This is a genomic window from Brevundimonas sp. SS2672, from assembly GCF_059579685.1.
Genome location: NZ_CM184201.1, coordinates 2,091,761 through 2,105,324, shown reverse-complemented (window position 1 = coordinate 2,105,324; position 13,564 = coordinate 2,091,761). Strand labels below are relative to the sequence as shown.

The 13,564-nt window shown below is 68.9% G+C and carries 11 protein-coding genes; 7 read left to right on the top strand and 4 right to left on the bottom strand.

From position 1 onward, the window contains the following. Window positions 1–1,470, bottom strand: a complete 1,470-nt coding sequence (locus tag AC52GN_RS10470) for a flagellar hook-length control protein FliK (RefSeq protein ID WP_496527005.1) — start codon at window positions 1,468–1,470, stop codon at window positions 1–3. Between the two features lie 390 nt (window positions 1,471–1,860). On the opposite strand from AC52GN_RS10470, the gene flgK reads away from it, so the two are divergent. The 6 genes from flgK (at window position 1,861) to AC52GN_RS10440 (ending at window position 8,583) form a co-directional block, all read left to right on the top strand. Further along, the gene (flgK, locus tag AC52GN_RS10465; protein WP_496527004.1) at window positions 1,861–3,951 is read left to right on the top strand and encodes a flagellar hook-associated protein FlgK; all 2,091 of its coding nucleotides are present in this window, start codon (window positions 1,861–1,863) and stop codon (window positions 3,949–3,951) included. Beyond that, window positions 3,948–4,895: a flagellin gene (locus AC52GN_RS10460; protein ID WP_496527003.1), complete on the top strand. Its 948-nt coding sequence runs from the start codon at window positions 3,948–3,950 to the stop codon at window positions 4,893–4,895. The genes flgK and AC52GN_RS10460 overlap by 4 nt, the downstream gene beginning before the upstream one ends. A 195-nt stretch (window positions 4,896–5,090) precedes the next feature. Then, window positions 5,091–6,209 (top strand): ABC transporter permease, encoded by a 1,119-nt coding sequence (locus AC52GN_RS10455; RefSeq protein ID WP_291776536.1) that lies wholly within the window; start codon window positions 5,091–5,093, stop codon window positions 6,207–6,209. Beyond that, window positions 6,206–7,000 carry an ABC transporter ATP-binding protein gene (locus AC52GN_RS10450; protein WP_496527002.1) on the top strand — a complete coding sequence of 265 codons (795 nt, stop codon included), beginning with the start codon at window positions 6,206–6,208 and terminating at the stop codon, window positions 6,998–7,000. The genes AC52GN_RS10455 and AC52GN_RS10450 overlap by 4 nt, the downstream gene beginning before the upstream one ends. 15 nt (window positions 7,001–7,015) lie before the next feature. Next, window positions 7,016–7,954 carry an MlaD family protein gene (locus tag AC52GN_RS10445; RefSeq protein ID WP_291776532.1) on the top strand — a complete coding sequence of 313 codons (939 nt, stop codon included), beginning with the start codon at window positions 7,016–7,018 and terminating at the stop codon, window positions 7,952–7,954. Further along, window positions 7,951–8,583, top strand: coding sequence for an ABC-type transport auxiliary lipoprotein family protein (locus AC52GN_RS10440; protein WP_291776530.1), 633 nt, complete (start codon window positions 7,951–7,953; stop codon window positions 8,581–8,583). The genes AC52GN_RS10445 and AC52GN_RS10440 overlap by 4 nt, the downstream gene beginning before the upstream one ends. Before the next feature lie 93 nt (window positions 8,584–8,676). Here the strand turns inward: AC52GN_RS10440 and AC52GN_RS10435 are convergent, their stop codons facing one another. Together AC52GN_RS10435 and AC52GN_RS10430 are read right to left on the bottom strand one after the other, a co-directional pair. Continuing rightward, window positions 8,677–9,327, bottom strand: a complete 651-nt coding sequence (locus AC52GN_RS10435; protein ID WP_346487395.1) for a 3-oxoacid CoA-transferase subunit B — start codon at window positions 9,325–9,327, stop codon at window positions 8,677–8,679. Further along, on the bottom strand, window positions 9,327–10,031 hold the full coding sequence (locus AC52GN_RS10430) for a CoA transferase subunit A (RefSeq protein WP_346487396.1): 705 nt from the start codon (window positions 10,029–10,031) through the stop codon (window positions 9,327–9,329). Before AC52GN_RS10430 ends, AC52GN_RS10435 begins: the two co-directional genes overlap by 1 nt. 185 nt (window positions 10,032–10,216) lie before the next feature. On the opposite strand from AC52GN_RS10430, the gene AC52GN_RS10425 reads away from it, so the two are divergent. Further along, the gene (locus AC52GN_RS10425) at window positions 10,217–12,661 is read left to right on the top strand and encodes a S9 family peptidase (RefSeq protein WP_425543245.1); all 2,445 of its coding nucleotides are present in this window, start codon (window positions 10,217–10,219) and stop codon (window positions 12,659–12,661) included. 6 nt (window positions 12,662–12,667) lie between these two features. Here AC52GN_RS10425 and AC52GN_RS10420 read toward each other — a convergent pair whose 3' ends face one another. Continuing rightward, a complete protein-coding gene (locus tag AC52GN_RS10420) occupies window positions 12,668–13,558 on the bottom strand; it encodes a LysR family transcriptional regulator (protein WP_496527001.1) in 891 nt (296 codons plus the stop codon). Window positions 13,559–13,564: the final 6 nt, after the last annotated feature.

Genomic DNA, 13,564 nt, shown 5'->3' with positions numbered 1-13,564 from the left:
TCAGACCTTCAGATCGACGCGATCAGGCGTCAGGGAAAGGGATGTCCATGCGCCCGGCGGCGGAACGGCGGCGTCGGCCTCGGCGGCCAGGCGGGCCGCGCCGGCGAAGGCGCGACGGTCAGGCTGGCGTTCAAAGGCGCCCTCGCCGAAGCCGGAGGACGGGTCGCGCTCGGCGAACTCCAGATCGTCGGGCGACACCTGCAGGCCAGCATCCAGGAGCTGGCGGCGCAGTTCGTCAGCGCGGGCGCGCAGGTCGGCCGCCGCCGCCGGATTGTCGAAGGCCAGGCGGGCCGTGACCTGGCCGTCGGATTCGATCTCCAGGCTGACGTCGACCCGGCCGAGGCCCTCGGGCGTCAGGGCCATGTCGAAGCGGGTCGAGCGGCCGTCCAGTTTTCGGATGATCTGGGCGGCGATCTGGGCCGTGGTCTCGACCGTGGCGCGCGACAGCTGGGACAGGCCCAGGTCGCGGTGCGCGCCCGGCGCCTGGGGCGCGGGGGCCTCCGCAGGGGGCGGGGGCGCGGCGGCGGGATCGGCCTCAGGAGACGGAGCCGCCGGCGAAGACGCGGAAACCGCCACGACGGGCGCCGGAGCGACGGCCGGGCGGGCGGCGGACGCGGTTGCGCCGTCGGCATCCGTGGGTGCGTCGGATGGAGCGAGGCGGGCGGAGGCGGAGGTTTCGGCTTCATCCGTCGCCGTCATCGCCGCCTGAAGCGCGTCCCTGGCCGAGGCCAGGCGCTCGCCCGCGCCCGATCGGACGCCGGTCAGGGTCTGCAGGGCGGCCGTCTGAGCCGGAAGGGCGGGCGGCGTCGGTCGCGGGGGCGCCGGGGCGTCGCCCTCGTTCTCGCCTTCAGCGGCCGAGGCCTCAGGCGGAGCGTCGGTCTGCGCAGAGGCGGCTGGAATCGCCGCCTTGAGGGGGACGACGGGCGCCGGGGCGGCGGCCTTGGCCGCATCTGCGGCCGTGACGAGGGTTGCGGAAGGCGCGGGCGGAGCGACGGCCTCGGCCGAGGGAGCGGTTCCGGAGAGATCGGTCGGGGCGCCGGCTTGTGCGAGACGGTCGAAGGTCGGGACCGGTTCCGCAGCCTCATGATCGGCCTGCGGGGCGGGCGTCGTCGCGCCGACGGCGGGAGGCTCCGCCGCCAATTCGGCGACGGCCGGGGCGGCGTTCGTCTCAGGCGCGGGCGAAGAGGGGGCGGCGGCGGGCTCGAGCGGCTCCGGTTGCGGCGTCGGCGGAGGCGCAAACCAGACGGGCGGGGCCGGGGCGACGGCGGCGTCGTCCCTGGCGGGCTCGGCGGCGACGATGATCTCGAGACCTTCAGCCGTTCGAGCGGTCGGGGCGGCCGTCGGCGCGTCCTCCTTGAGCATCAGGCCTGCGAAGACGGCGCTGTCCGTCGCCGCCACGGCGGAGGCGTCGAGGCTCGCGCCGGCGGGGGCGGCGGGCGTCAGAACGGACAGGAGGCTGACGGCGGACATGCGGACGGCAGGCGCTTTCGGTCGGTGAGGGCGGCGCCTGCTGCGCCTGGGTCATTCGGCAGAGCCTCCGCAAACGCCGGGCCAAGCGCAGGCGTTCAATTCAAGGTATTGGATTGTATAGATATTTATGGATTTCTCGTCACTGACGCCGACGTGTGAAGCCGGGCGCTTCTTGCCGCGCCTGTCGCTTTTTGCCGGGCGCGGGCGGCGCCTGCGGATTTGGCCCGCCGCTTGCCTCCTCTGTCTTCGAATGCACAGGGGCTGAACGCCGATGTCGAGGAAAATCAAAGAGATGGTCAGAAGACCTGCTCAATTCGCCGGGCAAGATCTGCACGCTCGCCTGCAAGGCTTGCCGAGCGGGCGCATACGTCTGGGCGTGGGAGACGTCTGATGTCCCTCAACTCGATCATGAACATCGCCACCTCGGGCATGAATGCGGCCCAGACGCAGCTGCGGGTGGTCTCGGACAACGTCTCCAACGTCAACACGCCCGGCTATGTCCGCAAGATCGCCGACCAGCAGTCCTGGGCCAGCCAGGGCGTCGGGGCGGGGGTGGAGATCGCCCGCATCCGCCTGGCCACCGATCGCTTCCTGCAGGCCGCCAGCCTGAACGCCAGCGCCGACGCCGGGCGCCAGACGGTACGCTATGAGCTGTATGACCGCATCCAGTCGATGTTCGGCGATCCCGGCGCGAACAGCGGCTTCTTCTCGCAAATCGACAGTGTCTTCGCCGCCTTCGCGGCCTCGGCTCAGGACGCGACGTCCGGTCCCGCGCGCCAGGAGGCCATCTGGAAGACGCAGGGCCTGTTTGACGAAGCCGCCCGCATCAACGCCCAGATCCAGTCTGTGCGCGAAGACGCCGACGCCCGCATCAAGAGCGCGGTGGAAACGGCCAACAGCCTGCTGGAGCAGATCGAGAAGCTGAACGTCGAGATCGCCAAGGCCACGGTGGTCAACGCCGACTCCTCGGGCGCCCAGACGGCCCAGGCGGCCTTGATTGACCAGTTGTCCACCCTGATGGATGTGCGGATCACCGGCCGGGCCGTCGGCGGGGTGGAGATCCGCACCGGCGCCGGCATCCTGCTGGCGGGGCAGGGGGCGGCCAAGCTGGACTATGTGCGCGCCGGCGCCGTCTCGGCCGAGACGGTGTTCAATGAGGTCATGGTCATCGAACCGCCCGCCGGAAAGGCGCGCTCCCTGGCCGAGGGGCTGAGCTCGGGCGAGATCAAGGGCCTGCTGGAACTGCGCGACGGCGAGGCCCCGGCGACGGCGGAGCGTTTGGCCGAACTGATGTCGCGCCTGGCCGACGAACTGAACCGGGCGCACAACGCCTCCTCGGCCGCGCCGCCGCCGAACAGTTTGACCGGCCGCAACGTGGGGCAGTCGCTGGAGACCGCCTTGCAGGGCTTCACCGGCCGGACCTCCATCGTCATCACCGACGACCAGGGCGTCGTCGTGCAGAAAGTCGATCTGGATCTGGCGACGTTGAACCCGGCGACCTTCCTGGCCGATCTGAACGCCCAACTGGGCGCCAACGGCAGCGCCAGCTTCGTCGACGGACGGCTGAAGATCGAAGGCGCGGCCGGCACGGGCGTGGTGGTGGTCGACGATCCGGCCGCGTCTTCGAACAAGGGCGGACGGGGCTTCTCGCACTTCTTCGGCCTGAACGACCTGATCGCCAGCGAGCAGCCGACGATCTATGAAACCGGCATGACGGGGGCGTCGCAGCACGGCTTCACGCCGGGCGACGCCATCACCTTCCGCTTCAGCGACGCGGCGGGCGCCAAGCTGCGGGACATCGAGGTGGCGGTCCCGGCCGGCGGCGACATGACCAGCCTGCTGGCCGCGCTCAACGATCCGATGACGGGCGCCGGGCGGATGGGGACGTTCAGCCTCAGTGCGGCGGGCGAGATGACGTTCACGCCGCGCCCCGGATCGGGCGCGACCCTGTCGGTGCTGCAGGACCGCACGACCCAGGTTCCGTCGGGCGTGTCGATGAGCGAGCTGTTCGGCCTGGGCGGCGCGCGCGCCTCGCGGGCGGACGCCTTCTCGGTCAGGGCCGATATCGCGCGCGACCCGGCCCTCATGGCCTTCGCCCAGGCCGATTCTGCGGCCGGGGTCGGCGCGGCCGTGGTCAGCAAGAACGACGCGCGCGGGGCGCGGCTGTTGGCGAGCGCCGGCGAGAATGCGGCCTCCTTCTCGGCGGCCGGCGGGGCGGCGGGCGGCTCCATGTCGCTGTCGCGCTATGCGTCGGAAATGTCAGGCGAGATCGGCAGCCGGGCCGCCATGGCCAAGAATAACGCCGCCAGCGCCACGGCCCTGGCCAAGGAGGCGACGGCGCGCCGCGTCTCCGTCGAAGGCGTCAACCTGGACGAGGAGCTGGTGCTGATGACCACCTATCAGCAAGCCTTTAACGCTTCCGCCCGCATGGTCCAGGCCGCCAAGGACATGTACGACATCCTGCTGGGAATGGTGCGATGACCCGCGTTTCGACCTACGGAAACTATCAGTCGGCCCTGCTGGATCTGATGTCGGCCCAGTCGCGGGCCGACGCCGCCCAGAAGAAGGTCAACACGCAGAAGAACGCCACCGATCTGGTGGGCTTCGGGCGCGGTTCGGAGACGGTCAGCGCGCTGAAGTCCAGCCAGACCCGCATTCAGACCTTCATCGACACCAACAAGGCCGTGGCCGCCCGGCTGGAGACCCAGGACCTGGCCATGGAGCGTGTCGCCGACGCCGCGACCGCCGCGCGCCAGGCGATCGCCGACGCCATCGCCGCCGGGCGGATGGATGCGCTGATGGGCTCGCTGGAAAGCCTGTTCGCCGAGGCCCAGGACGGGCTGAACATGAAGCATCAGGGCAAATATCTGTTCGGCGGCGGCGTCATCGACCGCGCGCCGGTGGACTTGCCCGAGATTCCCGGCCAGCCGGGCGCGACCATGATGGCCAAGCTGGCGGCCCTGCCTGACGAAGGCGCGGCCTTCCGCAACGATCAGCTGAAGCAGTCGTCCTGGCTGGACGAGAACGTATCGATGGACACGGGCTTCCTGGCGGACGCCATGGGAACGGAGCTGTTCGCCATCTTCCGCGACATCCAGCTGGCGCATGAGGCGGCGCCGCTGGAGGGGCAGATGACGGACGCCCAGAAGGCTTTCCTGACCACGCAGATGGGCCGCTTCGAAGCGGCGGCCAAGGGCATGGTGGAGCTGCAAGCCGCCAACGGCGGGATGCAGAACCGCGTGGATCGCCTGCTGGAATCCCAGGAGACGCGGAAGATCTCCGTGGACACCATTTTGGCCGGCAAGACCGACGCCAACCTGGCTGAGGCGGTGGTCGAACTGGAGATGGCCCAGATCGCCCTGCAGGCGTCGGCCCAGGTGATCAGCCAGCTGCGGCAGGTCTCCCTTCTGGACTATCTGAGATAGGTCTTTCGCCTTCCGGCGGCGCTGAACGAAAATCGCCCGACGACGTTCACAAAGCTGCGCCGTGACGGGAGGGCTTGGCTTGCGCCCAGCAAAGCCGGAAGAGATCGAGGTTTGTCATCCGTCGTTGACGCGGCGCGAAAAGCATAGCTTTAACCGCCGTATGCGTGCAGGCGGGCCTGTGTCAGTGTCGGACTCATGAATCGGGCGGACTTCCAGATTGACGAGCATCAGGACGGCCAGGCGCGACTGCGGCTGGCCGGCGACTGGTCGACGGTGTCCGTGGGCCGCCTGGGCGATCGGCTGAAGGCCGAGCTGGACGGCCGGCCGGTGACGGCGCTTGATCTGGAGGACCTGGGCCGCTTCGACACCGCCGGCGCCCTGGCCGTGGCTCAGGCGATGAGCCGTCCCATTCCCGAAACCGCCTGGTCGGCCCGGCCCGAGGCGGGGCGTCTTTACCGCATGGTGGCCAAGCTCGACTGCATGACGGCCGAGCCGCCGCGCCGTTCGGCCTCGATGACGCGCGGCTTCGCCAAGGTCGGGCGCGGGGTCTATGACTTCGGCGCCGAGGCCATGCTGTCCCTGGCTTTCCTGGGCCGGTTGATGGCCGCCGTGGTGACGGCCCTGAGGAACCCCGGCCGCATCCGTTGGGCCGCCTGGTTCAGCCAGGCCGAGCGCACCGGCCTGGACGCCATCCCGATCGTGGTGGTGACCAACTTTTTCATCGGCGCGGTGGTGGCCTTCATCGGCGTGGACCTGCTGACCCAGTTCGGGGCGGGGGTGTTCTCCGTGCAGTTGATCGGCGTGGCCGTCTTCCGCGAGTTCGCGGTGGTGATCACCGCCGTTCTGCTGGCGGGCCGCTCGGCCTCGTCCTTCGCCGCCGAGATCGGCTCCATGCGCATGACGCAGGAGGTGGACGCCATGCGGGTGATGGGCGTCGATCCGTTCCAGGCCCTGGTGATCCCGCGTCTGGCGGCGCTTCTGGTCATGCTGCCCCTGCTGACCTTCCTGGCCATGGTGGGCGGGTTGCTGGGCGGGGTCATGGTGTCGTGGAGTCAGCTGAACCTGGGCCCCGTCTTCTTCTTCCAGCGGCTGGTCGAGGACGGCTACATGCCGACCCACATGATGGTGGGCCTGATCAAGGCGCCGGTCTTCGCCCTGGTGGTCGCGGCCATCGGCTGTCGTCAGGGCATGGCCGTGGCGGGCGACGTCGAGAGCCTGGGCCGTCGGGTGACGGCGGCGGTGGTGCAGGCCATCTTCGCCATCATCCTGCTGGACGCCGTCTTCGCCCTGATCTTCATCGAGTTGAACATATGACGGGCGAGACGCGCAAACCCGACGACGGCGAGGCCCTGATCCAGGTGCGGGGCCTGCTCAGCCAGTTCGGCGCCCGGGTCATCCATCAGGACCTCGACCTGGACGTGATGCGCGGCGAGGTGCTGGGCGTCGTCGGCGGCTCCGGTACCGGCAAGACGGTGCTGTTGAACTCCATCATCGGCCTGAAGGAGCCGGAGGGCGGGGAGGTGCGCCTGTTCGGCCAGGACCGCAGCGCCATGACCAAGGAAGAGGCGGCCGCCGTCGAGCGCCGCACCGGGGTGCTGTTCCAGCAGGGAGCCCTGTTCTCCGCCCTGACGGTGCTGGACAATGTCGCCTCGCCCCTGGTCGAGCACACGAAACTGCCCAAGAGCACGATCCGCGAACTGGCGGAGATGAAGGTGGCCATGGTCGGTCTGAAGCCAGAGGCCCTCTATCTGAAGCCTGCGGAGCTGTCGGGCGGGATGCGCAAGCGCGTCGGCCTGGCCCGCGCCCTGGCGCTGGACCCCGAACTGGTTTTCCTGGACGAGCCGACGGCGGGGCTGGACCCCATCGGGGCGGCGGCGTTCGACGATCTGATCCGTCAGCTTTCGGATGACCTGGGGCTGACCGTCTTCATGATCACCCACGACCTCGACAGCCTTTACGCCATCTGTGACGAAGTGGCCGTTCTGGCGGACAAGCATGTGGTGGCCAAGGCGCCGGTCGCTGAGCTGGAACGCTCGGACCACCCCTGGATCAAGGAATACTTCCTGGGGCCGCGCGGACGCGCCGCCCACAAGACCGCGGCCTGAGGAGGGCGCGAAACGATGGAAAGAGACGCTCATTACGCCGCCGTCGGCATCGCCACCGTCGCCCTTCTGGTGGCCTTGGCCGTGTTCACGATCTGGCTGGCGCGGCTGCAGTTCAACAAGGACTACGATGTCTATGACATCGTCTTCTACGGACCCGTGCGCGGCCTGTCCGAAGGCGGGGAAGTCCATTTCAACGGCATTCGCGTCGGCGAGGTCACTGACCTGAACCTGGATCCCAAGAAGGCGGATCAGGTCATCGCCCGCGTGCGCCTGAACGGCACGACGCCGGTGCGGGTGACGTCGCGGGCGCAGTTGGAGCCGCAGGGCATCACGGGCCTGAACTACATCCAGATCACGGCGGGCGACCCCAATAGCGCTCTGCTGAAGACGCAGTATCCCGAAAACGTCGTGCCGGTGATCCAGAGCCAGCCCAGCCCCATCGCCGAGCTTCTGAGCGGGTCGGGCACGGTGCTGGCCCAGACGGTGGACGCGCTGAACCGCATCAACCGCGTCATGTCGGACGACAACATCCGCAGCTTCTCGACCAGCGTGAAGAACGTCGAGGCCCTGACCGCCGAACTGGAAGCCCGCAAGGGCATGTTCCAGCAGCTGGAAGAGACGATCACCAAGGCCAACGCCGCTGTCGGCGAATATCAGGCTCTGGGCGCCAGCGCCCGGCAGATGGTCGATACTGACGGCAGGCAGGCCATCGCCAATATCAACAAGGCGACTGAGGAGGCCCAGGCGGCCATCGCCTCGATCAACCGCTCGGCCAGCGGCCTAGAAGGTCCGCTGGGCGACTTCGGCACGCAGACGGTGCCGCAGTTGAACGACACCATCCGCCAGCTGGATCGGGCGACGCGCTCGCTGCAGTCGCTGATCGACAATGTCCGCGAAAGCCCGCGCGACTTCATCGCCAAGGCGCCGTCCAAGGAAATCGAGGTGCAGCCGTGATCCGTTCCACACTGATGATTGCGGCGGCGTCGGTCGCCCTGTCTGGCGCCCTGTCCGGTTGCGCCCTGCTGTCGTCGCCGGACCCGGTCCAGCTGTATCGCTTCGGCGGGGCCTCGGCCTTCGCCGGGACGGGGGCGACCTCGGCCTGCCCGGACGTCCATGTCTCCATGCGCAGGGTGGACTTCCCCGAGGCGGCGCGCGGCGATCGCCTGCTGGCCGTGACCGGGGCGGAGGCGGCCTACATCAAGGGCGCGCGCTGGGTGTCGCCGGCCGAGACCCTGTTCGAGGAAGCTCTGCGCAATGCCTTCCTGGACGGCGGAACCTGCACGGTGCTGAGCAGCGGCCCTCTGACACGCGACGGCCTGCTGCTGAGCGTGGACGTGCGGCGGTTCGAGGCCGCCTACGCCGCGCCGGGCGCCGTGCCGGACGTCAACATCGTGGTGCTGCTGCGCCTGGTCCGGCCGGGCGACCGCTCGATCGTGGCCGAGGATCGCATCTCGGTCAGCGAGGGCGCGGGCGAGAACCGCCAGTCGGCCATCGTCGCCGCCTTCGATCGCGCCACCGCCGAGGCCAGCCGCCAGATCGTCCTGTGGACGGACCAACAGGGCTTCCAGGCGATGCGGGACTAAATACCCTTCTCCCGCAAGAGGAGAAGGACGACATGAAAAACCCCGGCGGCCTCGCGGTCGCCGGGGTTTTGCGTTTCAGGCAGGGCGGGCGGTTCAGCCCAGGTTCGCCGCCACCGTGTAGTCGGCCTCGGTCTTGGCCGCGACCTCGTCCAGCGTGACGCCGTCGGCCAGTTCGATCAGTTCGAGGCCCGAGCCGTCCGGCTTGACGTCGAAGGTCGCCAGGTCGGTGATGATGCGGCTGACCACGCCCGTACCGGTCAGCGGCAGACTACATTCCTTCAAAACCTTGGACTGGCCGTGCTTGTTGGCGTGCTCCATGACCACGACCACGCGCTTGACGCCCGCGACCAGGTCCATCGCGCCGCCCATGCCCTTCACCAGCTTGCCGGGGATCATCCAGTTGGCGATGTCGCCGTTCTGGGCCACTTCCATGGCGCCCAGGATGGACAGGTTGATGTGGCCGCCGCGGATCATGGCGAAGCTGTCCGAGGAGCTGAAATAGGCGCTCTCGGGGATTTCGGTGATCGTCTGCTTGCCGGCGTTGATCAGGTCGGGATCTTCCTCGCCCTCATAGGGGAAGGGGCCCATGCCCAGCATGCCGTTCTCCGACTGCAGGGTCACGACCATGCCGTCGGGGATGTAGTTGGCCACCAGGGTCGGGATGCCGATGCCCAGGTTCACATAGAAGCCGTCCTGCAGCTCCTTGGCGGCGCGTTCGGCCAGTTGTTCGCGAGTGCGGGCCATTATGCGGCGCTCCTTTGACGAACGGTGCGCTGTTCGATGCGCTTTTCGGACACGGTCTGGATCAGGCGGTCGACATAGACGCCCGGCGTGTGGATGTGGTCGGGGTCCAGCGAGCCGACGGGGACGATCTCTTCCACCTCGACGACCGTCACCTTGCCGGCGGTCGCCATCATCGGGTTGAAGTTGCGGGCCGTCTTGCGGAAGACGAGGTTGCCGCGCTCATCGGCCTTCCACGCCTTGACGATGGACAGGTCGGCGATCAGGCCGGTCTCCATGATGTAGCGGCGGCCGTCGAACGCGCGCTCTTCCTTGCCCTCGGCGACCAGCGTGCCGACGCCGGTGGCGGTGAAGAAGGCCGGGATGCCGGCGCCGCCGGCACGGATGCGCTCGGCCAGGGTGCCCTGCGGGTTGAACTCCAGCTGCAGTTCGCCGGCCAGATACTGGCGCTCGAACTCCTTGTTCTCGCCGACGTAGGACGAGATCATCTTGGCGATCTGACGCGTCTCCAGCAGTTGGCCCAGGCCGAAGCCGTCCACGCCTGCGTTGTTGGAGATGACGGTCAGACCCTTCACGCCTGTGTCGCGCAGACCCGCGATCAGGTTTTCGGGGATGCCGCACAGGCCGAAGCCGCCGGACATGACGGTCATGCCGTCGAATGTCAGCCCCTCCAGCGCGGACTTCACGTCAGCGTAAATCTTGCCCATCGGACTCCCTTTTTCACCGTCTGATGAATATCGCGGTCTCTTCCGTCCTTAAAGCGGGCCGGGAAGAGGGGCAAGCGGCAAGCGCGACGCAGGGGAAGGCAGGATGACAAGCCTGACGGTTGACCGCGGATCACGGGGGTTCCACACCTAGGGCCGCTTAAGACTCGTCTCAGTGGGGAAACTCCATGCGCCATCGACTGTTGCGGGCGGCCTTGCCCGCCCTTGTGCTCGCCGCCGCCGTTCCGGCCCTGGCCATGCCGGTCGTCGCGGTCGCCCAGGACGCCGCGCCGACCTATCAGCAGCCGCCGGCGCCGATCGCCCAGATTCTGGACGCCAAGCCCAATCCGGGCGTCAGCATTAGCCCGGACCGCAAGACCCTGCTGCTGACCGATCGCGCCAATCTGCCGGCCATCGCCGAACTGGCCGAGCCGATGCTCCGGCTGGCGGGCTATCGCATCAATCCCAAGAACAACGGTCCGGCCAACAGCCGCGTCTCCTGGCTGACGGGCCTCAGCTTCCAGGCGGTCGACGGCGGCGCGGCGCGGCCGGTGACGGGCCTGCCCGCCAATGCGCGCCTGACCAACGTCAGCTGGGCGCCGAACGGTCAGACCGTGGCCTTCCTGGTCAATGCGCCCAACGGGCTGGAGCTGTGGACGGCCGACGTGGCCCAGGCCAGGGCGCGCAAGCTGAACGGGCCGATGGTCAACGCCGCGGCGGGGTCGGGCTTCTCCTGGCTGTCGGACTCCTCGGGCCTGCTGGTTCTGGCGGTGCCGGCCGGGCGGGGCGTGGTCCCGAACGTGGATCATCCGCCGGAAGGCCCGATCATCACCGAGACCGGCGGGCGCGCCGCCCCGGTGCGGACCTATCAGGACCTGCTGTCCAACGTCGGCGACGAGGCTCTGTTCGACTATTATTTCACCAGTCAGCCGACGGTGGTGTCGCTGAACGGCCGCGCCCGCTCGGTGGGGCAGCCGGGCGTCATTCTGGGGGTCTCGACCTCGCCGGACGGGCGCTACATCCTGCAGACGCGGGTGAAGAAGCCCTATTCCTACGTCGTGCCGGCCAGCCTCTTCCCGTCGGACGTCATCGTCACCGACATGAACGGCCGCGAGGTGCACCGCGTGGCCGACCTGCCGCTGCGCGACAACGTGCCGACGCCGTTCGACGCCGTGGCGCCCGGTCCGCGTGCGGTCCAGTGGCGGGCCGACGCTGACGCCACCCTGGTCTGGGCTGAGGCCCAGGACGGCGGAGATCCGCGCAACGCCGCCGAGGTGCGCGATCGTGTCTTCATGCTGCGCGCGCCCTTCAACGACCGGGTGCAGACCTTGGCCGACCTGAAGGAACGCTACGCGGGAACGACGTGGGGCCGCGACGACGCCGCCATCGTCAACAGCCGCTGGTTCAACACCCGGCACGAGACCCGCACCCTGGTCGATCCGTCGAACCCCGGCGCGGGCCGCGTTCTGGTCGATCGCAACTATCAGGACCGCTACAACGATCCGGGCTCGGTGGTGACCGAGCCGAACGCGCGCGGCCGTTCGGTCATGCGCTTCAGCGCCGACGGCTCCAGGGTCTTCGTTGAGGGGAATGGGGCGACACGCGAAGGCGCCTACCCCTTCCTCGACCTTCTCGACCTGGAAAACGGCGAGACCGAGCGCGTCTGGCGCTCGGCCCAGGGTGAATATGAGACGGTCGTCGGCGTTCTGGACGAGGCGGGCCGCAAGCTGGTCACCTATCGCGAGAGCCGGGTCGATCCGGCCAATCTGCGCATCCGCGACCTGGACGGCGGCGTCACCCAACTGACCAACTTCCCCGATCCGGCGCCGCAACTGGCCGAGGCCACGCGCCAGCTGATCACCTACACCCGCGACGACGGGGTGGAGCTGTCGGGGACGCTGTATCTGCCCGCGGGTTACGACAAGGACCGCGACGGTCCGCTGCCGCTGCTGATGTGGGCCTATCCGGCCGAGTTCACCGACGCGGCCGTCGCCGGCCAGGTGGTGGACACCGACAACCGCTTCGTGCGTCCGTCGGGATCAAGCCATCTGTTCCTGCTGACCCAGGGCTACGCCATCCTGGACAACCCGACGATGCCGATCATCGGTCGCGACGGGGCCGAGCCGAACGACACCTATATCGAGCAGCTGTCGGCCAGCGCCAAGGCGGCAGTCGACGCCGTGGTGGCTCTGGGCGTGGCGGACCGTGAGCGGATCGCCGTCGGCGGTCACTCCTACGGCGCCTTCATGACGGCGAACCTGTTGGCCCACACCGACCTGTTCAAGACCGGCATCGCGCGTTCGGGCGCCTATAACCGCACCCTGACGCCGTTCGGCTTCCAGGCGGAGCAGCGCTCCTATTGGGAGGCGACCGAGACCTATACGGAGATGTCGCCCTTCACCTACGCCAACAGGGTGAACGAGCCGATCCTGCTGATCCACGGCGAGGCGGACGACAACTCGGGCACCTTCCCGGTGCAGACTGAACGCTTCTATGCGGCGCTGAAGGGCAATGGCGCGACGGCGCGTTATGTCGTCCTGCCGCTGGAAGCCCACGGTTACCGCGCGCGGGAGTCGGTGGGGCACGCCCTGTATGAGATGTCGTCGTGGCTGGATCGGTGGCTGAAGCCGTAAGGCGGCCTACCTGTCCCATTCTGGCACATCGCCATACAGGCCGGACAGGAAGTCGATAAAGGCGCGGACGCGGGTTTCGGCCCGCGCCCGCCCGGCCGTCAGGGCGAAGATCGCCACGTCCGACGACCCCGCATATTGCGGCAATACGACCTGCAGACGCCCGTCGCGCAGTTCGTCCCCGACATCCCATGTCGAGCGCAGGGCGATGCCAACGCCCGCCAGCGCCAGTTCGCGCGCCACTTCGCTTGAGTTGGTCCGCACCCGGCTGCGGGCGCGGAAGACGACGGCGCCTTCGGGACCTTCCAGCCGCCAGGTCGACTGGTTCTCGGCCGCCAGCTGGGCGTGACGGCGCAGGTCGTCCAGACTCTCCGGCGCGCCGTGCTCGGCCAGATAGGCGGGGGAGGCGCACAGCACCCGCCGGTTCGGCGCGAGGCGGTGCATCAGCGGGTCAGCCGCCTCATAGCTTCCGATCCGCACCGCCACGTCCACGTCCTCGGCCATCAGGTCCACGAAGGCGTCGGTCAGGTTCAGCTCCAGCGTCAGGCGGGGCTGCGCGGCCAGGAAGGGCTGCAGCAGCGGCGCCAGCCGTCGCCGCCCGAACGAGGTCGGCGCCGAGACGCGCAGCAGGCCGCGCGCCTGCGTCGTGCGGCGCGACACCACAGCCTCCAGATCCTCGACCCCTTCCAGCAGTTGCGCCGCGCGGTCATAGACCAGCCGTCCCGCCTCGGTCGGGGCCAGGCGGCGCGAGGTGCGCTCGATCAGCCGCACCCCCAGCCGGTCCTCCAACCGCGCCAGCCTGCGCGAGGCCACGGCGGGCGACAGGTCCAGCCGACGGGCGGCGGCGGAAAGGCTGCCTTCCTCCAGCGCACGGACGAAGATTTCATACTCGGCCAGCATGGCGGG

Excerpts from the sequence above, each read along its gene's own strand:
- AC52GN_RS10420 (WP_496527001.1), bottom strand. The coding sequence starts at position 13,558 with ATGCTGGCCGAGTATGAAATCTTCGTCCGTGCGCTGGAGGAAGGCAGC.
- AC52GN_RS10450 (WP_496527002.1), top strand. The coding sequence starts at position 6,206 with ATGACGGGCGAGACGCGCAAACCCGACGACGGCGAGGCCCTGATCCAG.
- AC52GN_RS10430 (WP_346487396.1), bottom strand. The coding sequence starts at position 10,031 with ATGGGCAAGATTTACGCTGACGTGAAGTCCGCGCTGGAGGGGCTGACA.
- AC52GN_RS10425 (WP_425543245.1), top strand. The coding sequence starts at position 10,217 with ATGCGCCATCGACTGTTGCGGGCGGCCTTGCCCGCCCTTGTGCTCGCC.
- flgK (WP_496527004.1), top strand. The coding sequence starts at position 1,861 with ATGTCCCTCAACTCGATCATGAACATCGCCACCTCGGGCATGAATGCG.
- AC52GN_RS10445 (WP_291776532.1), top strand. The coding sequence starts at position 7,016 with ATGGAAAGAGACGCTCATTACGCCGCCGTCGGCATCGCCACCGTCGCC.
- AC52GN_RS10470 (WP_496527005.1), bottom strand. The coding sequence starts at position 1,470 with ATGTCCGCCGTCAGCCTCCTGTCCGTTCTGACGCCCGCCGCCCCCGCC.
- AC52GN_RS10455 (WP_291776536.1), top strand. The coding sequence starts at position 5,091 with ATGAATCGGGCGGACTTCCAGATTGACGAGCATCAGGACGGCCAGGCG.
- AC52GN_RS10460 (WP_496527003.1), top strand. The coding sequence starts at position 3,948 with ATGACCCGCGTTTCGACCTACGGAAACTATCAGTCGGCCCTGCTGGAT.
- AC52GN_RS10435 (WP_346487395.1), bottom strand. The coding sequence starts at position 9,327 with ATGGCCCGCACTCGCGAACAACTGGCCGAACGCGCCGCCAAGGAGCTG.